Origin of the sequence: Paenibacillus arenosi (assembly GCF_014841135.1) — a bacterium.
Lineage (GTDB): Bacteria > Bacillota > Bacilli > Paenibacillales > Paenibacillaceae > Paenibacillus_B > Paenibacillus_B arenosi.
Window position 1 is genome coordinate 132906 of sequence record NZ_JACYTN010000005.1, and the last position, 24451, is coordinate 157356.

Genomic DNA, 24451 nt, shown 5'->3' on the forward strand with positions numbered 1-24451 from the left:
TTTTATCAACATAGCAAACCATGAAGTTATCACGATACCGAAATACCAAATACCTAATTATCCGGCAAATAAGCTATAAAACGATCTATTTATCCATTTAATTTAGCTAAGCGAGGGGAGATAACGATGAAAGAAGCAGTTATAGTATCCATCGTGCGTACACCAATAGGCAAAGCAAAACGCGGTAGCTTGGCGCATACACGTGCTGAGGATTTGGGGCGTATCGTACTGGACGAAGCGATCCGCCGAGCGCCAGGTCTTCGCAAAGAGGATGTTGATGACATCATTATCGGCTGTGCAATGCCAGAAGGTGAGCAAGGACTTAACTTTGCCCGCATTATGTCGCTGTATGCGGACTTCCCGACGACTGTCCCAGCAGTAACGGTCAACCGCTTTTGCGCATCAGGCTTGCAGTCGATTGCTTATGCAGCAGAGCGAATTATGCTAGGGCACGCGGATGTCATCGTAGCAGGTGGTGTTGAAAGTATGAGCCATGTCCCGATGACAGGATTCAAGTTGGCACCACATCCACAGCTTGTGGCTGAAATGCCGCAAGTGTATATGGGCATGGGGCACACAGCGGAAAATGTGGCGAATCGCTTTGACATTAGCCGTGAAGCGCAAGATGAGTTCGCTTATAACAGCCATCGCAAAGCGGCTGCTGCAATCGCAGAAGGGAAGTTCAAAGATGAAATCGTTCCGGTATCCACGAAGGTGAAGGGCATCAGCGCAGATGGACGTCCATGGGAGAAGGTCATCCATTTCGAAATGGACGAAGGTGTTCGTACGGACACTTCCGTGGAAGGGTTGGCAAAATTGAAGCCGTCCTTCGCGGCTAAAGGTTCTGTTACAGCAGGCAATGCTTCGCAAATGAGCGATGGCGCTGCTGCTGCTGTCCTTATGACAAGAGAACGTGCAGAGGCACTTGGCTTGAAGCCGTTGGCTGCATTCCGCTCCTTTGCATTGGCTGGCGTTGACCCTGAAGTGATGGGGATTGGTCCAATCGAAGCGATCCCGAAGGCGCTTAAGCTGGCTGGCATTACGAAGGAGCAAGTGGATCTATACGAGCTGAACGAGGCGTTTGCTTCGCAATGCGTCGCTATTATTCGTCAGCTAGAGTTAGATGAAAGCAAAGTCAACGTGAACGGTGGGGCTATTGCACTCGGCCATCCACTTGGCTGCACAGGAACGAAATTAACGGCATCGCTCGTCCATGAGCTGCGACGTCGTGGCGGAGGATATGGTGTTGTATCGATGTGCATTGGCGGCGGAATGGGCGCAGCCGGAGTGATTGAGGTGTACGGAGCTTAAGCGATTAGGAGTGACTAACCGATCAGTTTTGCATAAGCGAGTAGGAGTGATTAACCGATTGAGTGAAGCTGAAAGCTTGCTGGAGCTTAATAAAGACAAAAAAGCCAATAAAGCCAATAAAGCCATGAAACCAATTAGGCTAGGCGACAATTCATGAAGCTTGATACGAAGTAGTGGCAAATAGTAACATTTAGTAGCACTTAGTAGCACTTAGTAGCACTTAGAAATATTTATTGTAATCAGTATGATTTTAGTAGCAACTAGTAGATATTTGGTGGAAATTAGGGTGACGTAATGGCACCTACGGACTATAAATCTGTCTAGTTGTGGACTTGAAAAAAAGCTGCAAATATACATCTTTTTTAACGCAAAAAAAAGAAAAAATCTAAAATGAATGCAAATATGCATCAATTCTAGCCTTAATAGGGGTGAAGCAGCTTGTTTTAAGCAAAAAGCCTGTATTTTTGCAGGCTTTCCCTTGAAAATCGATAATCTCAGCTAAAAGCATGCATATTTGCATCTATTCCTTGTTATGAATAGAACGTTCTATTTATAGAGCGTTGTATCGCATTGAGTTATATTCATTTTCGTTTAGTTACATTGATTTTCATCGAAATACACTGAATTACACCGAATATTAAATCGAATTATATCGCATCGCCTAGAATTACATTTTTCCTGTACGTACATCAAGCAACTCATTACATTTTTCCCACAATCCATAAATCAACTAATGATATCCATTAATTTTTAATAGAAATTTATCTTTATGTAAACGCATTCATTATATGATAAAGGAGAGATTGGATATGTTGGACACGAAAGGTACGCAAGTGAAAGGCGGCAGCTTCATTATTGATGATGTTGAGGCGAACTCAATCGTTATCCCCGAGGATTTCGTGGAAGAGCAGCGCATGATGATGGAGACAACACGTGACTTTGTAGAGGGCGAAGTTGTGCCTCATGATGAAGAAATCGAGAAGCTTGACTACGAGCTGACGGTAAAGCTGATTCGCAAAGCAGGTGAGCTCGGCTTACTTGGCTCTGATGTACCAGAGGAGTATGGCGGCCTTGGTTTGGACAAAGTCAGCTCTACACTTATTAATGAGACGCTTGCCAAAGCATCTTCGTTCGCACTGTCTGTTGGTGCACATGTTGGCATCGGAACACTGCCGATCGTTTTTTTCGGGACACCTGAGCAGAAGCGCAAATATTTGCCGACATTGGCATCAGGTGAGAAAATAGCAGCTTATTGCTTAACAGAGCCGACTTCCGGCTCGGATGCGTTGGGTGCGAAGACGACAGCGAAACTGTCTGAAGACGGTCAGCATTATATTTTGAACGGTTCCAAAATATTTATTACGAATGCTGGCTTTGCAGATATTTTCATTGTATATGCGAAAGTGGACGGTAAAGACTTTACGACATTTATAGTTGAGCGCGATATGGAAGGCTTTACGGTAGGGCCGGAAGAAAAAAAGATGGGTATTAAAGGATCTTCTACGTGCCCCTTGTTCTTTGAAGATGTAAAAGTTCCGGTTGAAAATGTACTTGGTGAAATTGGCCGAGGCCATATTATCGCGTTCAATATTTTGAACATTGGTCGATTCAAGTTAGGTGCGGGCTGCCTTGGAGCTGCAAAAGAAGCGATCGAGCTCAGTTCCAAATATGCGAATACACGTACACAGTTCGGCAAATCATTGTCTGCGTTCCCGCTCATTGGTAAAAAGCTTGCAGAGATGAACATTCGTACGTATGTGACAGAAAGTATGGTATACCGTACTTCTGGCTTGATCGATACAAGTATGAAGGACATTGACCACACCCAACCGGATTCTGGTCCGTTATTGGCAAAGAGCATTGCAGAGTATGCGTTAGAATGTTCGATTAACAAGGTATTTGCATCTGAAGTGCTGGACTTCGTCGCAGATGAGGGCGTACAAATACATGGCGGGTACGGTTTTACACAGGAATACAAAATCGAGCGTATTTATCGCGATTCACGGATTAACCGCATTTTTGAAGGCACGAATGAAATTAACCGCTTGCTCATTCCAGGCACGCTCGTCAAGAAAGCTATGAAAGGCGAACTGCCTCTTATGCAAAAAGCACAAGGTCTGCAAGCTGAACTTATGCAGCTCGTACCTGGGCAAACATTCGAGGGTACGTTGGAGCATGAGGCACATTTGCTATCGATGGCTAAAAAAATATTCCTTATGATTGGCGGCTTGGCGGTGCAAAAGTACGCAATGGAGCTTGAGAAGCAGCAGGAAGTGCTCAGCAATTTGGCGGATGTTATGATTCTCGTTTATGCCATGGAGAGTGCGCTGCTGCGAACACGTAAAATGATTGCCAAAATAGGGGAAGCCAAGGCTGTAAATGCAATTGAAATGACAAAAGTTTATATACATGAAGCATTTGATGATGTTGATCGTTTTGCCAAAGAGGCTCTTGCGACGATGGAAACTGGCGATGTACTGCGGACACAGCTGTCGATCTTGAAAAAGCTAACTCGCAACACACCAATGGATACGGTAGCTATAAAGCGCGGCATCGCGGCACGTGTTATCAGTGCAGAAAAGTATATCGTCTAACAGCGGCTGATAGCATTGAAATTATGGCTGACACACGCTAACCAACAACGCCGGAAAAATCCGGCGTGGACCTGGGGAAAGGGATGAGCTTGTATGCCATTGGATAAGCCATGGCTCTGTCATTATCCTAGTGAGATCACCTCGACCTACGAATATCCTAAGCATAATTTGGCATTGTTTCTCATTCAGGCGGCACGTGATTATCCGGACCGAACTGCCCTGTATTTTATGGGGAAAAAGATAAATTATGAACAACTGTTGGAAGCTGCATACCGCTGTGCAAATATGTTAACGAACCTCGGTGTGAAGCGCGGTGACCGTGTAGCGATTATGCTGCCCAACTGTCCACAGACAGTCATTGCCTACTACGGAACGTTAATGATTGGCGCCGTTGCTGTGCTTACCAATCCGCTTTATAAGGAGCGGGAAATTGAGCATCAGCTAAATGATGCTGAAGCGAAAATTATGGTTACGCTGGACCTACTGTTCCCACGTGTACATGCTGTAAAGCAGCAAACGGGGCTGGAACATATTATTGTCACTTCCATTAAAGATTTTTTACCATTCCCCAAAAATTTGTTGTATCCGTTCAAAGCAAAGCGAAGTGGAGCGAATCTGGACGTCCCTTATGGTAAGGGCGTCCACTCCTTTCATTCTTTCATGCAGCAAGCTTCGCAGGAGGCAGTGTGCGTGGATGTAGATGCAGAGAACGAGCTTGCGCTGCTGCAATATACTGGTGGCACGACAGGGGTCGCCAAAGGTGTCATGCTTACACACAGTAATCTCATTGCTAACACGCTGCAAGTTTCCCGTTGGTTCTACCAAGCAAAGCGGGGAGAGCCTATATATTTGGGAGCGCTTCCTTTTTTCCATGTGTTTGGAATGACCGTACTGATGAACTTGTCAATTGTAACGGCTGGGATGAATATTCTTATCCCCAAATTCGATGCCAAAGATATATTAGAATCGATCCAACGACTCAAACCGACGATGTTTCCAGGGGCCCCGACCATGTATATTGCGCTCATCAACCATCCTAACATTGCTGCTTACGATCTTTCTTCTATAGAAATGTGTATAAGTGGAGCTTCCTCATTGCCGCTTGACGTACAAACGAAGTTCGAGCAATTAAGTGGTTGCAAGCTGATTGAAGGGTACGGGTTATCGGAGAGTTCACCTGTCACGCATGCTAATTTGCTGTGGGGGAAGCGGAAAAATGGCACGATAGGCATTCCTTTTCCGGATACGGATGCTAAGGTGGTAGACCCTGAAACAGGCGAACAAGTGCCCGTAGGTGAAATTGGCGAGTTAATTGTTAAAGGTCCGCAAGTGATGAAGGGGTATTGGAAGCGACCTGCAGAAACGAGTAAAGCGTTGCGGGATGGTTGGCTGTATACGGGAGATATGGCTCGAATGGATGAAGAAGGTTTTTTTACTATCGTTGACCGGAAAAAGGATCTTGTGATTGCAGGCGGATTTAACATTTATCCGCGTGAAATTGAAGAGGTGCTATTTGAGCATCCTCACATTCAAGATGCCAGTGTTGTCGGTATTCCAGATGAGTATCGGGGAGAAACGATTAAGGCATTCATTGTGCTACGTTCAGGTAAGCATGTCACGGAAGAAGAGTTAAATGTATGGTGCCGTGCTCGTCTGGCTAGCTATAAGGTGCCACGCCATTATGAATTCCGCGCGGAACTTCCGAAGACGATTGCTGGAAAGGTACTGAAGCGAGCTTTATTGGAGGAAGAGGCAAGCGTATTGAAGAAATAGTAATAAGCACTAAACATGTAGGCGAGAGCAGTACAGAATGCATGTAGCAATCAATCAGGAGGAATTGTCTGATGAGTGTAAAGCCAGTAACGGAAGGACAAGAGAAATGGCTGAATACGTTAGCAGAGCGTGCACGCGGTACGTTCTGGGACTACATTGGTTGTGAAGTTATGGAGGCTTCTACGGCCAAAGTTGTGCTAAGACTTCAAGCGCAGCAGCACCATTTGAACGTGATCGGCATCGTCCATGGAGGTGTGCTTTCTTCGCTGCTCGATAATGCGATGGGGTTGGCTACGATGCTGCTTCGTCCGAATGAGAATACCGTTACGTCTAATCTAAATGTTAATTTCGTTGCTCCGATGAAGGCCGGAGAGCTCGTTGTGACGGCAGAAGTCATTCATCAATCTGGCCGTACACTTACTTGCACAGGCAAAGTAGAGAGCAGCAATGGCATCTTAGGGACGATGGGTACAGGAACATTCCGTGTTGTTACTCCAATTACAGCCATCCCTTAACGGAAATAGTAGAGATTAAATAACTCGCGAGCTTAACTGCCAGTCGTCGATAACAATTTCGGCGGCTGGTTTTTCATTTTACTTGAATTCGAATACAATGAATATAGTTAATGTTTTTGTACATATCTCTTTTCAATATGATAGTCCCTATGATTCTAGTACTCAGCGATCATCTAATAATAAGGAGAGGTTTCTAATGACACATCAACTAGCTAGTAATCATGAACATGCTTTTGCCGCCAATATTCGCAATGTATACTGCATCGGTCGTAACTACAAGCTGCACGCGCTTGAGCTTGGCAATGAAGTTCCAACGAAGCCTATGGTGTTTATGAAGCCGTCTCATTCGGTCGTGCCTATTGCTGATCGTACGCCACTCGCATTGCCGCTACATCAGGGGGCGGTTCATCATGAAATTGAGATTGTGCTTTACATTGGCAGAGAGGTGACACCTGAAACGACAGTTGATGAGGCCATTGAAGCAATAGCACTCGGACTGGACTTTACGCTGCGTGATGTACAAGATACGCTGAAGGCGAAAGGTCATCCATGGTTGCCTGCTAAAGGGGTTCCTAACTCGGGACCGATTACAAATGCGATTGCTTTTGAGGGAGCCGAGCAAGTTAGCCGTACGCCATTTGCATTACTGCGTAATGGTGAGGTCGTACAGCAGGGAACAGCAGCGGATATGATTTTTGATTTGCAGCAGCTCATTCAATTTGTGGCGTCTAATTATGGTTTACGTAAAGGTGATGTTATTTTCACGGGAACGCCGGCAGGCGTTGGGGCAGTGCAAGCTGGTGATATACTTGAGTTGCAATGGAATGGCGTTACGGTTGGTTCCTGTGTTATAGAAGCTACACAATAGTAATAGCAAGGAAACAAGAAAGGAAACAAAATGGACTGGATAATTGGATTAGTTGGAAGTTTTTTTATGGCGGGAGCAGCTTATAAAAAACGATCGCTTACTCGTTCAGGCGCATTAGCAGCTTTTATAATGGGTACGGTGTACTTTGGAAGCGGTAGTTTGTTATGGTTCGGGCTGCTGCTTACCTTTTTTATTACGTCAACAGGTTGGTCAAAATGGAAAAAGCGTGCGAAAAGCCGCTTTGACACGATTTATGAAAAAACGGGACAGCGAGATGCGCACCAAGTGTGGGCGAATGGCGGGATCGGCATGCTGTTATGCGTGGCAAACGCATTGTTCCCTCACCCTGCCTGGATATTTTTATTTGTCGGTGTTATGGCTACCGTTAATGCGGACACATGGGCAACGGAAATTGGCAGCTTAAGCCGTACACAGCCGCGTTCGGTCATGACGTGGCGTCCCGTGCCAGCGGGGACATCAGGAGCTGTATCAGCATTAGGCACTTGGGCTGCGATGGGGGGAGCGGTCGTCATTGGCGGTGCAGCAGTTGTTTGCTTGTACATTGCCCAGGATCTTGCGTTTCCGTATCCATACAGATGGAAATTACTGTTTGCAGTCGGTATCAGTGGGGCTATTGGTGGTGTTGCAGGTGCATTTACAGACTCACTGCTTGGTGCAACTTGGCAGGCTTCTTATCGCTGCGAGAAGTGTGGTGCTGCAACAGAAAGATTGCAGCATTGCAATCAAGCTACTAGACTCATCCGTGGTTATCGATGGATGACAAATGATTTGGTCAATAGTGTAAGCTCCATTGTTGGTGGACTTCTTGCTTGGCTTATTGGCAGCTTGCTGCTTGGATAGTACATGGAGCTGCGACATCTACTGGAATGCGCTTGCTCTGAATCGACATCTTTCAAGTACCATGTTATATTCGATATACGATATATGATAATAAGATATATGAACAAATGGATCAGCTGCGTTTGGCAGAAGGAGGTGGGCCGATGAGTCAAGTACAAGTAGACAAGTGGAATATGATTTTAGATGCAGCCTACGAGCTCTTCGGTGCCAACGGTTTCTACGAAACGAAAATGTCTGATATTGCAGAACGAGCAGGAATTGCAAAAGGGACATTGTACTTGTATTTTAGCAGCAAGGAACAATTGTTTACTGCAATGACCAAGCGCGACTTTGAACAATTTTTAGAGCGGCTTACGGATGGCTTGCAGCAAAGCGAGTCTCTGAAGGATCGCTTATCCGTAGTAGCTAGTCATCATCTAGGTTATTTTTATGAGAGAAGAGACTATACGAAGCTTTTTTTCATGATGCCTAACAATGACCCTGAAATGCTGCAGGAGATACAGTCTTTTATCATGCAATATATACGAATATTAGCTACTATGCTTGAAGGTGATGGCTTTAGAGAGGCAAAGCTGCTCGCAAAGTCGTTTGTGGGCATTTTGGATATGATGAAGATGGACATATTGTTCGATCCGTCCTTTCAAGAGGAAGATGTAAGTCAGCGAGTGGTGTTTGCTACAGACTTGTTTATGAATGGTTGTATGCATCAGAAATAGATGACGCATTACAATTATCGCAATATAGATAAGATGCTAGGGAGAACCATAGGTTCTCCTTGTTTATTGATATTCACAGAGTTCGGAGGAAGAAACATGCATGTAATTACCGTAGAGCAACTTGGTAAAAGTTACGGAGAGAAGACGCTATTTAAAGAGGTATCTTTCGGTATCGCAACAGGCGATAGATTTGGAATTATTGGAGTAAACGGAACTGGTAAATCAACGTTTATGCGTACGTTGGCAGGGATTGATCCGATTGAAACAGGACGCATCATGAAAGGCAGTGCGATCCGTGTGCAGTACGTGGCGCAAGAGCCTGAATTTGAACCACATGCGACGGTATTGGAAACGGTAATGAGCGGGGATGCGCCCGAAATGAAGGCAGTTCGTCGATATACAGATCTATTAGAGCGTCTGCGTGTACAGCCAGAAGACGAGAAGCTCCAAATGCAGCTCGTTCAGGCAAGTGACGATATGGATCGACTACAGGCTTGGCAGATCGAAAGTGAAGCGAAGACCATTTTGTCTAAGCTGGGCATTACACGTTATGATGCTCGTGTTAGTGAGCTGTCTGGTGGTCAGCGCAAGCGAGTTGCGCTCGCAGCAGGTTTGATCCATCCATCCGATCTATTGCTGCTAGACGAGCCTACCAACCATATCGACAACGATACGGTTGCGTGGTTGGAATCCTATCTACAGAAGCGCTCAGGTGCGCTTATTATGATTACGCATGATCGCTATTTCCTTGATCGGGTTGCGAATCGAATGATTGAGCTTGATTATGGGCGTGCGCATTTTTACGAGGCGAACTATACGCGTTTCCTCGAATTAAAAGCGGACCGCGAAGCTCGTGAAGCCTCCGCTGAATCGACGCGTCAAAATATTTTACGCCAAGAGCTAGCATGGATTCGCCGTGGAGCAAAGGCACGTACGACGAAACAGAAGGCAAGGATTGATCGCTTTGAGGATCTGCAATCGCAAGGACCGACACAAAAGCAGGGTTCCGTTGATGTGTCCGCAGCTAGTGCCCGTCTCGGGAAAAAGATTATGGAGTTGGAGTCTGTTGGGGCCGATGCTGGTACGCGTAAACTGTTCCGCGGCTTGGATTATATCGCAGTTCCGCATGATCGTATTGGTATCATTGGTGTGAACGGAAGCGGTAAGTCGACGCTCTTGCAAATTATTGCGGGAACAAGGCAACCGGATAAAGGGAATATTGTATTAGGCCCAACAGTACGCATTGGATATTTTACGCAAGAGCATGATGAAATGGATGAATCGATGCGCGTTATCGAATATATTCGAGAGGCTGCTGAGACGGTTAAGACAGCGGAAGGTCACACGATTAGCGCAGCACAAATGTTGGAGCGATTCTTATTTAATCCATCGATGCAGTGGACGATCGTCGGCAAGCTATCGGGTGGTGAGAAGCGCCGTCTGCAATTGCTGCGTTTGTTAATGACTGCTCCGAATGTACTGCTGCTCGATGAGCCTACGAATGACTTGGATGTAGAGACGTTAGCCGTATTGGAAAATTATTTAGATGAATTCCCTGGTGTCGTCATTACTGTATCGCATGATCGCTACTTCCTTGATCGGGTTGTCGATCGGATATGGTCGTTCGAGAATGGTGAAATTCGTAATCATGTTGGGAACTATACGGAGTATGTAGAGTGGAGAGCAGCACAAGGACTCTCTTCCCTTAACGAGCAGAAGTCTGTATTTAATGATAAGCAAGGAAATCAAGCCAATACATCGACAGAAGCAGCGGCAAAGTCAGAGCGTAAGCCTAAGCTCAAAATGTCCTATAAGGAAGAGCAGGAATACAATCAAATTGATGGCTGGATTGCTGATGTAGAAGCGCAAATGGAGCGTAATAACGTTGAAATGGAAGCAGCATTCAATGATTCCGTTCGCTTGCAGGAGCTAATGAAGCAGCAGCAAGAGGCGGAGCAGAAACTAAGTGACCTGATGGATCGTTGGACAGAGCTAAATGAACTGGCAGAGCAGATCGAGGCGGCAAAACGTTCGTAGCTGAATATTGGTTAGACCTTTGTTCAGAATGATAGAAACGGATGTAAACCATGCATAGTTGAAAAATAACGTAAATAGATAGCGTATCACAAAAACAACCCGTATCACTTTTAGGAGTGAAGCGGGTTGTTTTATATATAAATGTAGTTTCTATAACGTACGATGACACGAATAGTAGATTTACTATACTACGCCTATAACAAATGGTAGAGCGTATCATGCATGTATTGACTTTATATGAAGTTGATGTACTCCTCTATCTGAGCTGAATGCATTCTATTCTTCATTTGTCCATACTTCGTTCAGATGATCCGCATAGAAGAGCAGGGCGCGATTATACGGTGTAATATCAGCATTTTGTGTAGTTTCCACGAGTTGACGCAGTAGTATAGAAGTAGACTCTTCATGTTGGCCAAGATTGTACAACGTTAAGGCGTAAAATACTTTGAATTCTCGTGCATCTGGAAAATGGTTGATGGCTTCTTCGAGCAGAGCCTTTGATTTCTCATACTCGCCAATAGCTCGATAGGTGCTGCCAAGACCGAGATAGGCGCCGCGACGATCTTCTTCTGTAAGTGCTAACGATAGTGCCCTTACATAGTAGGGTACTGCGGATATTTCTTTGCCAATTGCATCATGTGCCCATGCGCATTGATACTGTACGATACCTTCATCTGGAAAGTCGTTTGCCAGCTTTAACAACAACTGTAGCGAAGACTCTAACTGAGACTCCTGACGCAACTGAACGGCTTGCTTCAATTGGGAGTCCCATGAAGGCTGCTGGATTGAGCTATTCATATGGCGATCCATCCTCCAGTTTGTATCTGAAATAGTAGTGCTGGATTTCTTATGCTTTCTCAATGTTTATTTTTTCAAACGAATGATTCGTCTTCCTTCACTTGCTCCTTGCAGCATATTGGTTGTTAACGTTGGCACATCTTGCAGTGTATGCTCTTGAACGAACCCATCTGTATGAACAATAGAAGACCAATCTGTAAGCATTTTATTCCACAGCACCTGTCTTAGCTCGTTCGGTGCATACACAGAATCGATGCCGTACAAGGTAATACCACGTAAAATGAACGGCAGTACGGTTGTGGGCAAGTTTGCTCCAGCCGTTAACCCGCTCGCAGCGACTGCGCCACCATAATTTACAGAGGCAAGGGCTGATGCTAAAATATCTCCACCACAGACGTCGATAACGCCTGCCCACAGCTGCTTGTTCAGTGGACGCTGCTTGTCGGGAAGCAATTGCTCACGAGATATAATCTTCGCAGCGCCAAGCTGCTTCAGAATAGGTTCGAAGCTCGCCTTGCTTGTAGCAGCAACTACTTCATATCCTAGCTTGGCTAGTATGCCAACGGATAAAGAACCGACTCCGCCGCTCGCTCCCGTAACAAGAATGGGTCCGTCTTCAGGCTTTAATCCGTGATTCCTCAACCTATCGACGGATAGAGCTGCCGTAAGGCCAGCTGTACCAAAAGCCATAGCATTCCGAAAAGCCATAACATCATGAGAGCCAGCAGGCAGAGGAATGAGCCAATCACCTGATACTCGGATGTACTCGCTCAATCCACCAAAATGGCTAACGCCAAATTCATATCCAGTGAGCACGACGGATTGTCCAACCTTATAGCGTTCATCATCAGATGCTACGACTATACCGGCAGCGTCTATACCAGGGATGAAAGGGTAGGACTTGACGATTCCGCCATTTGGTACACAAGCTAATGCGTCTTTGTAATTCAAGCTGGAATAAGCGACCTTTATCGTTACATTTCCTTCAGGGAGGTCATGTACAGAGATCGAACGAACGATTGGCGATATTTCACCAGATTCATTTTTTTCAACAATAAGAGCTTTAAAGTCATTAGGAAAAGTATGTGGAAGTGGATGTTTTGTCATATTCGTATTCCTCCTAATCCTTTTTATCCAATAATAATAGGCCTGCTGGAAACTGCAAAAGCGTTGTCTTTATCGTTATACCTTCCTACATAAAAGCAAGCTAAGGTTCTTTTAACGAGCGCCATTGACGTTAATTTCATGAAATTGTCTATATTAGAATTTTAACGGATGTAAGGGAGCTTATTTCAGCAATTGCGGCCATTTTTTCGCTTAATCTAGCAAATAAGCTCTCCTATATCCCTTACAGATCAAAAACAGGGAAAATAAGCTGAATAGCCTCTATGACGACCGTTAGAGCTAGAATGGATATTTTTACGTCTCACTATCCATAATGCACAAATGCACATTTGCCAACTTACTGCAGACTACGCACCACGCATGGCATGAAGCATTAACACAATTCACCATTGCCAGCTCATTAACGCCCGACTCACGATATGAGATTTACATAGCGGACTGCGCTCAAACTAAGATAGATGTTATTCCGTAATATAAGCCGCAAGCAGCTTGGCTGTATTGATTACAGCCTGCACATGGGTGCGTTCCATCGCATGTGATGCGTGTACGCCAGGACCGATCAAGGCAGCGCGAATATCATTTCCTCCACGCAGTGCAGCAGAAGCATCCGAGCCGTAGCGTGGGTAAATGTCGACTACATGATCAATGCCTTCTCTCTCCGCAAGTTGAATAAGGCGAGAAGTCATGAAGTAATCATACGGGCCAGACGAGTCTTTGGCACAGATCGATACATCGGTTTCTTTACAGTTGAGGTCATCTCCCATTGCTCCCATATCCACGGCAATAAGCTCTGTGATTCCACTAGGCAACGATGATGCTCCGTGACCGATTTCTTCATAGTTAGTAATATAGATGATGATATCGTGCTGCGGTTTCCATTGATGGACCTTCATACTGTGCAGCAAGCCGAATAAAGCAGCTACACTTGCTTTGTCATCCAAATGCCTGGACTTAATAAAACCACTTGGCAGATGTACAGGACGAGCATCAAAGGAAACGTAGTCTCCTGTACGAATGCCCAGCTTCGCTGTATCTTCTTGGGTATGTACAATTTCATCGATACGGACAATCGTGTTCTCTTCATTACGAGTCAACTCGCTTGCTTTATCAAACACATGAACAGATGGCTGCTTCGTCATGATCGTACCTGTATAGGTTTGTCCTGTGTGCGTATGTATTTGACAATATTCATTCTCGATAGAATTCATCATGTAGCCACCTAGTGGCGTAAGTCGAAGTGTTCCGTCTGTATGGATGGAACGGACCATAGCGCCTAGCGTATCAACATGAGCAGAAAGGCCAATGACTTGTGAGCTGTCGTCTTGGGAACCTTTTACGCGAATGTAGCCGCCGCCTTTCTGATTCCGTTCCATCGTATATCCGAGTTTATGCGCTTCTTCGTGAATCCGGTTCATGATATGGTGTGTGTAGCCTGTTGGACTAGGGGTTTGAAGCAGTTCCATCAGCAGGCTAACGACATAAGATTCATCAATGTGAATAGCAAGTGTTTCGTTTTTAATTGCAGCATAAGGGGAATCGTATAGTGTGCTCATAAGATGGTTGCTCCTTTGAATATGAAATGTTATCGCAGTCTAATGAGAAATCAAAGTTAGTGCTGCAGAGGTATACTCGTTAAAAGCCTATTCAGGTTTGGAATCTTTTGAATTTCGTTTGTCTGCAAGAACATCCTCAATTTCTAGCAGATGCACATCCGTTGGCTCTGGAAATGCATATTCATTTTCTGATGCTGCTTCGAGTTGAGCCACTTTGGCCTCAAGCTCTTTAACTTTACGTCGAATACGGTACTGCGCATATACGCCGTAAGATCCAACGATTAGTGCTCCTAGCAATGTACATCCCAAAATAAGTAGGATGAGCGGTACATTGAATGTGCCGAACAACAGATTGACTTGTACAGGTTCCACGTTAACGATGGCAAAAATCGCTGTCAGCAGTGCGAATACGAGTGCTGCAAATAAGGTCCACTGGATGCGCAAGTCATTATTTTTGTTGTTGGAATTGGTTTCTTTTGTTGTTTTGTTAGTCATGTTTAATCAACTCCTTAGTTGTAGTATAATCCTTACTGATCCAGCCTCACAATCTCATTCTGAGATTTATTAGATTAATCGGTAATCCTGCTGTAAACTTATTGTGCAAATAACAACTCCTTCCGATGCATAGCAAGGGAAGGAGTTAAGTGAACTTATTTACGATGATTTTGCGATGGAGCAGCTAAGTCGAGATAGCGATTAAAGCTCTTTTGCCATCTGTTCCATTTGCTCGATAAGGGATTCAAGAACGCTCATACCTTCCTCGATTGGAGCGGAGGTAGACATGTCAACGCCAGCTTTTTTCAAAATATTAATCGAGAAGTCGCTGCCGCCGCTCTTCAAGAAGCCAAGGTATCGCTCAACCGCTGGTTGACCTTCATCAAGGATCTGCTTTGCGAAGCTTTGTGCAGCAGAGAAGCCCGTTGCATATTTGTACACGTAGAAACTCGTGTAGAAATGCGGAATTCTAGCCCATTCGATCTCAATATCTTGGTCAACGACCATTTCGTCACCGTAATATTTTTTATTCAGACCATAATAAACTTCGTTCAATAGCTGCGGAGTCAGTGCTTCGCCTTTCTCAGCACGCTCGTGAATAATCAATTCGAACTCAGCAAACATCGTTTGACGGAATACCGTTGTACGGAATTGATCGATGTAGTAGGTGAGCAAGTACATTTTTTCTTTCGGATCATCGCTCTTCTTGAGCATGAAGTCCATTAACAATGCTTCATTCAAAGTGGAAGCAACTTCAGCTAGGAAGATCGTATACTGCGCATCCCGATACGGCAAATTGTTGTCTGAATAGTAGGAGTGCAGTGCATGACCCATTTCATGCGTCAACGTGAACATGCTGTTCAAGTTATCTTTATGGTTCAAGAGCACATAAGGGTGCGTGCCATAAGCGCCCCAACTGTAAGCACCACTGCGTTTGCCTTCATTTTCATATACGTCAATCCAGCCGTTATCGTAACCTTCTTGAATAGCATTCAAATAGTCTTCGCCTAGCGGCTTCAAACTTTCCTTTACAATCGCAGTTGCTTCTGTGTAAGGAATGTTCATATCGAATTGCTCTACAATAGGGGCAAACAAGTCATACATGTGCAGCTTGTCGACCTTGAGCAGCTTCGCACGAAGTTTCATGTAGCGATGCATAAGCGGAAGATGCTTATGAATGGCACCGATTAGATTCGTGTACACTTCTTTTGGAATGTTGTCGCCGTAAAGGTACATTTCCAATGTGGAAGGGTATTTACGAGCTTTGGCATAGAATAAGTTCTTTGTAACATTTGCACTTAATGCAGCTGCAATTGTGTTACTTTGCTTCTTGTAAGTGCTGTAGACAGCTTCGAAAGCTGCACGTCGCACGTCGCGGTTGCGGCTTTCCAGCATTTGAATGTAACTGCCATGCGTGAGTTCTACTTCTTCACCTTTATCGTTCTTGATCTTAGGGAACTTCATATCCGCATTGTTAAGCATACTGTAAATCGTCTCTGGTGCTCTGGACAAGCTGCCTACTTGTGCAAGTAGTGCTTCCTCTTGCTTAGAAAGAACATGAGCCTTTTGACGCTTCATTTCTTGTAAGGTGAAGCGGTATGGCTTCAATTGTTCATCTTCGATAAATGCATCAAGCTTATCGTCAGACAGAGCAAGAATCTCTGGTGTGATGTAGGATAATTTTTCGCCAACTTCAACGCTTAGTTTCTTAGCCTTATCGGATAGTGCCTGGTACTGTGCTTCAGCCGTATCTTCATGATGGCGCATATTAGCGTATACATATAATCGCTCAGCATGGAGTGAAATGTCATCTTCCAGCTCAAAGCATGCCTTGAGCGCCGCTGGTTCGTTTAGTTTACCGTGAAACTGATCTGCTTTGGTCAGTAGTTGCTGCAATAACGCATACTCACGATCCCATTCAGCTTGTGAGCCGAATAAATCTTCAAGCTTCCAACGGTGTTCCTGTGGTACTTCCGAACGTTTCGTCAATTGAGACATATGTACCCTCCTAAAATTGTTATATGTATTGAAGTTGCTTGCGCTGTATTGCACAACATCATTGTTACGAAATGACCGTACAGTTGATGGGCAAATACCAACAGCCAGCGGTATAATGGCAATAAGGAGACAGCGTGCAATGGTAGTGCGATAATTGCCATTCATCGTATTCCTCCTGTCGTCTACAGTCCCGTATCCGACGACTCGGGCTCAGGACTAGTATGACCGATAAGGAGGGAGATTAATGCTTCAGCTTGATGTTTATCCCATATAGATGAAAAACAGGCCAGATAAATAACGATATGTATACGAACAGCCTCTTATGAGGCTGAACCAATTGTAACGAAACTGTACACGATTAGGAAAAAGGCGAACAAAATTAGCGCAAGTGTGGTAATCGCCATGAACTTGCGCAACTGCTGTGGTACAGTATCCTTTTTCCATACGATAACAGCACCTAGTGAGAATGCAGTAATGATAAATGCAAGCGTAATTGAAGAATCCATAATCACCGTACCTTCTTACAAGGATGGGGTAGTACTATACCTCTTTAAAAGCCGCCATTAGCTGGTCCCATTCTTCTTCATTCCCAGTGAATTGTTCTTTAGGGAAGCGTTGAGAAACCCATTGCATCATCTCTGGACGACCAAGGAATGTATGGCACTCTTCTCCCCATTGATCAGATATTTCACGAAGGACGAGCTGGCGTCCGTGAACTTCTACCGTAAGCATATTCCATTTGTCTTTCTTGTAAATCAGATGTTTCTTAGCCATGTTGTACCTCGCTCTATCTAGTTTCAAATCTATGTTATTCCTTGATGTATCAAGCAATAACAACCTTTACGTTCATATTAACGCAGGGGTCGAAACAAAGCAAATAAAGCTTATCCTCATACATGAAAACCGGCAGATTAGCAAGAGATAATTGCAAAAGAGCTGAAAAAAAGTTGCTTTTTCAAAAATCGCCGACTATAATGTAAATATTCGCCTTTGAGGCGAAGATGTGAGGAGGTTTTTACTTTGAAAGGTACCGTAAAATGGTTTAACGCTGAAAAAGGCTACGGATTCATTTCTGTTGACGGTGGAGACGACGTGTTTGTACACTACTCCGCAATCGAAACGGATGGATTCAAGACACTTGAAGAAGGCCAAGCAGTGGAATTCGAGATTTCCGATGGAAATCGTGGACCACAAGCTGCTAATGTCATTAAATTATAATCGAATTCCTTTAGGAATCCTTATAAAAATGCCATAGCATTGTGAAAGGAGCCCGCTCGTTCTATATAGAATGAGCGGGCTCCTTTTTCGTTCTACTATGGTAACAGTGACTCTAATTGATGATGCGTAAAATATCACTAACTTCTTTACGTACAAGCTTCTTTACCTGTTCCTTGGCATAGCCCAGCGCAAGGACCATATTAATCGTCCGGTCAGATTCGATATGAAGCAGCTCTTTAATCGCTTCTTCTGCTAGTAATACAGGGCCAGTCATCGGGCAAGTAGCTAAGCCTCTAGCGTGAGCAGCGAGCATTACATTTTGTACCGCTAAGCAACTGCTCTTGATCCCTTCTTCTTGCCACACAGATTCTGGAGCAAGCTGTATAGGGTCGAAGATTTTTTCACGAAACTTAGACTGATATGGAGTCGCCAGACATATTAATAGCGCAGGAGCTCCAGCGAAAGCAGTGGCATATGGACCAAATGATTTTAACAACATACGTGCTTCTCTTGTAAGTCCTTGTACTTCAGCTTGAGCAGCTCTTTCGTGAAGTTTCTCCCAAGTTAATTCCTCAATGGTACGGATTAGATCTGCATTTAATATCGCAATAAACTCCCAAGTCTGCGAGTTCGTATCGCTAGGTGCATACCGTGCACAGTCGATTAGCTCTTGAATATCCTCCGTCGTTACAGGCCGCTCATCATAATTACGAACGCTGCGTCTTCCATGAATCGTATCTTTTACAATCTCATATGTGTTCAATTTGGTTCACCCTCTGTTAAGGTAGTGGTCCTATCCAATATGCTTCGTGATAAAATTAGTACCTAATACTAAAACCTACTACTATTATAAAGTGAACCGTTAAAAATGCAATGCAGTTGTTGATTTTTCATTGCGTTTCACATAGAGATGAAGCAATGCAAATCCAAAGGCGGCAACAATAGCGAAGCCAGCTGCAGAGAAGAAGACGATATTTTTTCCGTATTCTTCTAATAGTTTACCGCCCATGGTACCGCTAATAAGCCCAGAAATACTTGACCATACAATCGTATAGACCGCCATGCCTGTGGAGCGGAACTGCTCAGGAATCACTTTACTTAAGTATCGAATGGCCACGAAATAAAATATGCCGAATGTAACACTGTGCATCACTTGCGTACTAATTAGCCAGATAGGATCTTGAACATAGCCTGCAATAAGGAAGCGCAGCATGTACATCACACAGGAGATCGCTAACAAAGGCAACTCCTTAACACGTTCTCCATAAACATTTAATAGGAAGAAGACAGGAATTTCACTAACAGCAGAAATCATCCAAGCCCATCCAACAATCGATTCATCGGCACCAAGCGAAATAAGAGACAGGCCGATGAATGCTTCATTGAGCCGATGTCCAATCGCCAGAAGCAGCACACAAATAAGGAACAAATACACATTTGGCTGCTTAATGACTTCCCATAAACCACCGAACTCCATTTTTTTTATGGAAGCTTTCTTATCTGACACAATTAACAACAGCATAAAGGAGAGTACACTTAATGCTCCGATTACAACTAGTGTATAGGAAGCACCAAGCGATTTTAGCAAGTAACCGAAGGCAAGCGCAGAGAAAGCAAAACCAATTGACCCAAATACTCGAACACCAATGAAGCTGCGGTTATGGGATTGCGTAGTTACGATCGTCAGCGTATCCGTCAGTGGAAAGACCGGATAGTAGAAGAAATAGAAAACAACGAGAAGCATCATAACCGTCGTATATGACGAGGCAAAGCTTAGAACGACGATCATGATGGTTTGAACAGCAAGCAGGATGAGGATGATTTTTTTTATCGTCTGAGACTTATCGCTTGCTACACCCCAAATAAAGTTAGAACAAATGGATATGAGTGGACCTATCGAATAAAGCAATCCGATCTGCACAGCGTTATATCCAAGTGATTTTAAATATAAAGGTAAGTATGAAATAATAACGGCAGAAATCATAAACACAGCAAACGTATACGTACGCAGCTTATTTATTTCCCAGGATGATGAAGCAGGATTCATGATGTGTAGGCTCCCTCCATACTATTAATAATCCAATATGGTAATCATTCTCTGTCTAATTTAGTTAGTATATCATGCTTGTGAAGAAGCCGACAGGCAGTGTCAGTAATCGATGATGGTGCATTTACAGGTACTTGTGATAAGTGGTACATTACCATAGAGAAGATAGAGCAATGTAGACAAGTGTCGAATCTAGATAAAAGATGTGCGGAGAAGGACGTGCGTATGGAACGATATCGCTTCGATTGGAATGAACGTTTACAAATTCATACGCCTGTACTGCTGTGCGAATGGGAGCAACTAAGCATTCATGAGCAAAATTCACTGCTTATGAGCTGGGAAGTCTTTCGTGGCCGTATACCTGATCGTATTTTTGAGCTCGAACGTGTCATCATTGTAAAGCAGCAAGCGCTTTACGAGGAAGATTGTTTTGAAGAGTCATGCAGACTAAATAGTGAGATAGCTGAACTTGCTAGTGCGATCAATGACCTTCATATTTGGTACCGGACACAGCAAGATGCAGATGCCAAATTACACCAGTAGCTGATATTGTTTGTGCATTCAATCACTTCGTAATATAATAGTATCGGTTAAAATGAGAAAAAAACTCTTTCAAGGTGAGATCGGAGGCTTGTTTTGGATAGTAAGGATAGTAAAAGGCTTAGAACAGGAGCCCCAAAAGGGTCTGTGCAATTAATGTACCGTGTATACAAATACATATTGCCAGAGGTGCGTTCTGAGCTAACTTATTGGACAAGCCAAGCTGAGCAAATTCCGAGTCAAGAGTTACGAAAACAAGCACTAGATAGCTTGCGGACGAAACAGTTTCATTGTCAAGGAGGCGCTGTGTATGCAGCCGTGTATCCTGATAACCGAGATGTACTTATTCCTCTAATTGTTGCTTTTCAAACGATCAGTGACTACTTGGATAATTTGTGTGATCGTAGTACTTCCCTTGATCCGGAAGATTTCCGGCTGTTGCATGAGTCCATGTTGGACGCTGTGCAGCCAGAACGAGCTTTGACGGATTATTATGCAGAGCGGGAAGACAATGATGATGGTGGTTATTTAGTATCACTTGTTAATCGTTGCCGATCATGCATTGATAAGCTTCCTGGATACAGTCAAGTTAGGTCAGAGTTGGTACCGCTTGTAAAACTGTACACAGAATTGCAAATTTATAAGCATATTGAATGGTCGAAGCGTGAAACAGCGTTGCTGGAATGGTGGAAGTTGCATCAATCTCAATATGCTGACCTTTCGTGGAATGAATTTGCAGCAGCTACAGGATCCACACTAGGTATGTTCCAATTGTTTGTATTAGCATCGTCCAAGGATTGTACACGGCAAGAAGCTCAAGATGTTAGCGCTGCTTATTTTCCGTATGTATGCGGTCTTCATATATTGTTGGATTATTTTATTGATCAAGAAGAAGATCGAATCGGTGGGGATTTGAATTTCTGCCATTACTACGAAAATGACGAAATGATGTTCCAACGTATTGGGTATTTTGCAGAACGATCTTGTGAGCGAGTTAGCCATCTGCCGGACAATCGTTTTCATCGAATGATTGTCGAGGGATTGCTGGCATTGTATTTGTCAGACCCTAAAGTAGCAGAACAGAGAGAAGTTTTAGATGTTTCCAAAAGGTTAATGAAAGGTAGTCCAATTATGAGATTATTTTTCTGGATAAATAGCCGCTGGATTCGTAAACATATGTAATGAGGATAAGAGGAGGAGACAATGATGTCTGCTGTAAAAAGAATTGCTGTGTTAACAAGTGGTGGAGATTCTCAAGGGATGAATGCGGCTGTACGTGCTGTTGTTCGCACTGCCATTTATCATGGAATAGAGGTATACGGAATTCAACGTGGTTACCACGGATTGCTTAATAAAGACTTGCGCAAAATGGATATCCGCAGCGTAGGTGACATCATCCAGCGCGGTGGTACGATTCTTCAATCTGCTCGCTGCCAAGAATTCAGAACCGCTGAAGGTCAAGAGAAAGGCGCAGAGATTTTGCGTGAATTCGGTATCGATGGCTTGATCGTTATCGGTGGTGACGGTTCTTACCAAGGGGCAAACAAATTGAGTAAGCTTGGTATCAAGACTATGGGTCTTCCAGGAACAATCGACAACGATATCGCGTTTACAGATTATACGATTGGATTTGATACAGCTGTAAGCATCGTTGTTGACGCTGTTAACAAGCTTCGCGATACAATGAGCTCTCACGAGCGTTCTTCCGTAGTTGAAGTAATGGGTCGTCATTGCGGTGACATCGCTTTGTATGCGGGTGTTGCAAGTGGTGCGGAATCCATCTTACTTCCAGAAGTACCATTCAACTTGGATGAAGTGGCAGAGCGTATGAAACAAAACTTTGAAAATGGTAAGCGTCACAGTATTGTCCTTGTAGCTGAAGGGGTAGGAAAAGGAGACGATATCGTTACTGGCATCGTAGAACGCTGTCCTTCTATTGAACCACGTGTAACTGTTCTTGGACATATTCAACGTGGTGGTACACCGACTGCAAATGACCGTATTCTTGCGAGCCGTCTTGGTGATTTCGCTGTGCGTAGACTGATGGAAGGCGATTCCGGTAAAGGCTGTGGCATTATTAATGGTGAGTGTGTAGCGACGGATATCGATCTTGTTGTTAACTCGAAGAAAGAATTCAATCAAGAACTTTATGACTTGTCTTGCCGTCTATCTCAATAATGGTAATCATTATATTTTAGATATAAACAACAACCCGTCAGTATAGGCTGACGGGTTTATTTTGTTTGCTATTAAATTAGTTATTTGCATCTTTTCTTTTCATAAGATGAATATACCATTTCAGTCCTGCTTGATGGTTGAACAAGCTGACCTTATCAAGTACGTCGAAGTCAGGTGAATTCTCCATCTCAGCAATTTTATTCTCTATAATCGTATACGCTGGGTCATTGGTGTTTTTATGAGAATACAAGGAAGAAATGATGACTCCATTTGAAGCTAGATGATTGGAATAGTTTAACAGGACGTTTGGCGTGTTCGTTACGTAGTGCAAGGATTCATTGAACACGATGATGTCATATTGCTTCTGAGGTGTATAGTCCATAATATTTCCTACTTGAAACGTATTCGATGGAGCTTTTTGTGATGCTATCTTAATGGCTTCTGTGGACAAATCAACACCTGTAAAGCCTTTTTTTTCGTTATCGAGCAGTGTATCGTACAAAATGCCCGTACCACAGCCCATATCCAATATTCCGTTTGTACCTATATACCTTCTTATGTACCCATACACAATCGAATATCTTGAAAATTCGGTTATATCAGCTAAATAGTCCCATGTCTTACTCTTATACTCTTGATCCCAAACCTCTTGATCACTATCAAGATAATCTTTTGTTGTTGTGTTATCCATGTTTATCTTCCTCCTTAAGTAAATGAAAGTTGAAAATCAATGATTGATACTACTTTGGAATGAAAATACAGATAGCAAAACTGAGTGGAAACCTATAGAGCGGTATTTCGGGGAATAAAGTAAGCTGATGTAGATATTACCATGTCAGATCATAATAATCAACAAGATGTCGTTAATCAATTGATATACTTTAAAAATTTTGGTATAAATGTAACCTTTTTATTGTGAGTTATTGATTTGTGAAAATGAAAAAGGGACTGCTTTGTCATCCAGCATATGACAAGAGTCCCTTTGATTTTTATAATGGTTTAGGTCGACGGAAGTTCCCCATAATGCCAACTGTTTCTACGATGTTTACAAAAGCTTTAGGGTCCGTTTCCTTTATTGCTCGTTTTAGCTCAATCAGTTCATATCGGGTAGTAACTGTCATCAGCATGTCGCGTTCAATGTTGGAAAAGGCGCCACGTGTCTTGATAACTGTAATCCCGTGAGGCAAGTTCAGCAGTTTTTCCAACAGCTGCTCTTGTTTGCTTGTTATGATATATACGGTTACTTTGTAGTGGTTAATGTAGAGCGTGTCGATAACTTTACCAGTCGAATAAATCGATACCATAGAGTAAAGAACAAGCTCCCAATCGTTCGTCAATAGGCCGTGTGTCATAATAACAATTGCGTTCATCGCTGCAGATATCATGCCGATAGGTACATCTCGATAACGATTAATAATAGATCCTACAATGTCAAAGCCCCCTGAAGAGCCTCCTACGCGTAACGAAATTCCAGCCCCTATACCTATAAATGTGCCTCCAAATACTGCACAGAGCAAAGGCTCGGGTGATATCGAAATTTCGGGTATGATACTAATGAACCATGTTGTAGCAACGACACTTAACAAACTGTAACCAATAAATCGGCGACCGATTATGAACCAACCCCAAACGATGAGTGGTAAGTTAAGTGCGAAGTAAAGTACGCTGACATTCCATTGTGTAAAGTAGCTTGTGATCATCGATACACCGGATACACCACCGCTTAACAGCTGATGGGGAATGAGGAATAGATTAAATCCGACTGCTATGCATGCGGCACCTAATATGATGACGATGCAATCCATGATGCGTTTCAAGACGAGC

The 24451-nt window shown here is 43.7% G+C and carries 23 protein-coding genes; 12 read left to right on the plus strand and 11 right to left on the minus strand.

Features of this window, described 5'->3' with window-relative positions:
- Positions 1–126: 126 nt before the first annotated feature.
- The 8 genes from IFO66_RS10095 to IFO66_RS10130 all read left to right on the plus strand — a co-directional run bounded on the left by IFO66_RS10095 (position 127) and on the right by IFO66_RS10130 (position 10675).
- A complete protein-coding gene (locus tag IFO66_RS10095; RefSeq protein ID WP_192025024.1) occupies positions 127–1311 on the plus strand; it encodes an acetyl-CoA C-acyltransferase in 1185 nt (394 codons plus the stop codon).
- 809 nt (positions 1312–2120) lie between these two features.
- Positions 2121–3905, plus strand: coding sequence for an acyl-CoA dehydrogenase family protein (locus tag IFO66_RS10100; RefSeq protein ID WP_192025025.1), 1785 nt, complete (start codon positions 2121–2123; stop codon positions 3903–3905).
- Positions 3906–3998: 93 nt separating this feature from the next.
- A complete protein-coding gene (locus tag IFO66_RS10105) occupies positions 3999–5678 on the plus strand; it encodes an AMP-binding protein (protein WP_192025026.1) in 1680 nt (559 codons plus the stop codon).
- A 71-nt stretch (positions 5679–5749) separates the two neighbouring features.
- Positions 5750–6193, plus strand: coding sequence for a PaaI family thioesterase (locus tag IFO66_RS10110; RefSeq protein ID WP_192025027.1), 444 nt, complete (start codon positions 5750–5752; stop codon positions 6191–6193).
- Between the two features lie 196 nt (positions 6194–6389).
- Positions 6390–7061 carry a fumarylacetoacetate hydrolase family protein gene (locus tag IFO66_RS10115; RefSeq protein WP_192025028.1) on the plus strand — a complete coding sequence of 224 codons (672 nt, stop codon included), beginning with the start codon at positions 6390–6392 and terminating at the stop codon, positions 7059–7061.
- A gap of 30 nt (positions 7062–7091) precedes the next feature.
- The gene (locus tag IFO66_RS10120; RefSeq protein ID WP_192025029.1) at positions 7092–7922 is read left to right on the plus strand and encodes a DUF92 domain-containing protein; all 831 of its coding nucleotides are present in this window, start codon (positions 7092–7094) and stop codon (positions 7920–7922) included.
- A 143-nt stretch (positions 7923–8065) separates the two neighbouring features.
- Entirely contained in the window at positions 8066–8638 is a 573-nt protein-coding gene (locus tag IFO66_RS10125) for a TetR/AcrR family transcriptional regulator (RefSeq protein ID WP_192025030.1), read from the plus strand.
- 96 nt (positions 8639–8734) lie between these two features.
- Positions 8735–10675, plus strand: a complete 1941-nt coding sequence (locus IFO66_RS10130; protein ID WP_192025031.1) for an ABC-F family ATP-binding cassette domain-containing protein — start codon at positions 8735–8737, stop codon at positions 10673–10675.
- A 276-nt stretch (positions 10676–10951) separates the two neighbouring features.
- Here IFO66_RS10130 and IFO66_RS10135 read toward each other — a convergent pair whose 3' ends face one another.
- The 7 genes from IFO66_RS10135 to IFO66_RS10165 all read right to left on the minus strand — a co-directional run bounded on the left by IFO66_RS10135 (position 10952) and on the right by IFO66_RS10165 (position 17418).
- On the minus strand, positions 10952–11473 hold the full coding sequence (locus tag IFO66_RS10135) for a tetratricopeptide repeat protein (RefSeq protein WP_192025032.1): 522 nt from the start codon (positions 11471–11473) through the stop codon (positions 10952–10954).
- A 66-nt stretch (positions 11474–11539) separates the two neighbouring features.
- Complete coding sequence (locus tag IFO66_RS10140) at positions 11540–12580, minus strand: acrylyl-CoA reductase family protein (RefSeq protein WP_192025033.1); 1041 nt, start codon at positions 12578–12580, stop codon at positions 11540–11542.
- 479 nt (positions 12581–13059) lie between these two features.
- The gene (locus tag IFO66_RS10145; RefSeq protein WP_192025034.1) at positions 13060–14151 is read right to left on the minus strand and encodes a M42 family metallopeptidase; all 1092 of its coding nucleotides are present in this window, start codon (positions 14149–14151) and stop codon (positions 13060–13062) included.
- Positions 14152–14238: 87 nt separating this feature from the next.
- On the minus strand, positions 14239–14595 hold the full coding sequence (locus IFO66_RS10150; protein ID WP_192025092.1) for a LapA family protein: 357 nt from the start codon (positions 14593–14595) through the stop codon (positions 14239–14241).
- A gap of 252 nt (positions 14596–14847) precedes the next feature.
- The gene (gene pepF / locus IFO66_RS10155) at positions 14848–16644 is read right to left on the minus strand and encodes an oligoendopeptidase F (RefSeq protein ID WP_192025035.1); all 1797 of its coding nucleotides are present in this window, start codon (positions 16642–16644) and stop codon (positions 14848–14850) included.
- A 320-nt stretch (positions 16645–16964) separates the two neighbouring features.
- A complete protein-coding gene (locus IFO66_RS10160) occupies positions 16965–17150 on the minus strand; it encodes a hypothetical protein (RefSeq protein WP_192025036.1) in 186 nt (61 codons plus the stop codon).
- 34 nt (positions 17151–17184) lie between these two features.
- Positions 17185–17418 carry a hypothetical protein gene (locus tag IFO66_RS10165; RefSeq protein ID WP_028596298.1) on the minus strand — a complete coding sequence of 78 codons (234 nt, stop codon included), beginning with the start codon at positions 17416–17418 and terminating at the stop codon, positions 17185–17187.
- A gap of 246 nt (positions 17419–17664) precedes the next feature.
- Between IFO66_RS10165 and IFO66_RS10170 the strand changes: the two genes are divergently transcribed.
- Positions 17665–17862, plus strand: coding sequence for a cold shock domain-containing protein (locus IFO66_RS10170; RefSeq protein ID WP_144988169.1), 198 nt, complete (start codon positions 17665–17667; stop codon positions 17860–17862).
- Positions 17863–17974: 112 nt separating this feature from the next.
- On the opposite strand, the gene IFO66_RS10175 is transcribed toward IFO66_RS10170, so the two are convergent.
- The gene (locus tag IFO66_RS10175) at positions 17975–18625 is read right to left on the minus strand and encodes a nitroreductase family protein (protein WP_192025037.1); all 651 of its coding nucleotides are present in this window, start codon (positions 18623–18625) and stop codon (positions 17975–17977) included.
- A 99-nt stretch (positions 18626–18724) separates the two neighbouring features.
- Positions 18725–19909 carry an MFS transporter gene (locus tag IFO66_RS10180; RefSeq protein ID WP_192025038.1) on the minus strand — a complete coding sequence of 395 codons (1185 nt, stop codon included), beginning with the start codon at positions 19907–19909 and terminating at the stop codon, positions 18725–18727.
- 99 nt (positions 19910–20008) lie between these two features.
- Between IFO66_RS10180 and IFO66_RS10185 the strand changes: the two genes are divergently transcribed.
- The 3 genes from IFO66_RS10185 (at position 20009) to pfkA (ending at position 22627) form a co-directional block, all read left to right on the plus strand.
- On the plus strand, positions 20009–20452 hold the full coding sequence (locus IFO66_RS10185; protein ID WP_337912830.1) for a hypothetical protein: 444 nt from the start codon (positions 20009–20011) through the stop codon (positions 20450–20452).
- A gap of 153 nt (positions 20453–20605) precedes the next feature.
- Positions 20606–21631, plus strand: a complete 1026-nt coding sequence (locus tag IFO66_RS10190) for a tetraprenyl-beta-curcumene synthase family protein (RefSeq protein WP_192025094.1) — start codon at positions 20606–20608, stop codon at positions 21629–21631.
- Between the two features lie 24 nt (positions 21632–21655).
- On the plus strand, positions 21656–22627 hold the full coding sequence (pfkA, locus tag IFO66_RS10195) for a 6-phosphofructokinase (RefSeq protein ID WP_192025095.1): 972 nt from the start codon (positions 21656–21658) through the stop codon (positions 22625–22627).
- A 76-nt stretch (positions 22628–22703) separates the two neighbouring features.
- Here pfkA and IFO66_RS10200 read toward each other — a convergent pair whose 3' ends face one another.
- Together IFO66_RS10200 and IFO66_RS10205 are read right to left on the minus strand one after the other, a co-directional pair.
- A complete protein-coding gene (locus IFO66_RS10200; protein ID WP_192025039.1) occupies positions 22704–23318 on the minus strand; it encodes a class I SAM-dependent methyltransferase in 615 nt (204 codons plus the stop codon).
- 298 nt (positions 23319–23616) lie between these two features.
- Positions 23617–24444, minus strand: coding sequence for a YitT family protein (locus IFO66_RS10205; RefSeq protein ID WP_225445650.1), 828 nt, complete (start codon positions 24442–24444; stop codon positions 23617–23619).
- Between the last annotated feature and the right edge of the window lie 7 nt (positions 24445–24451).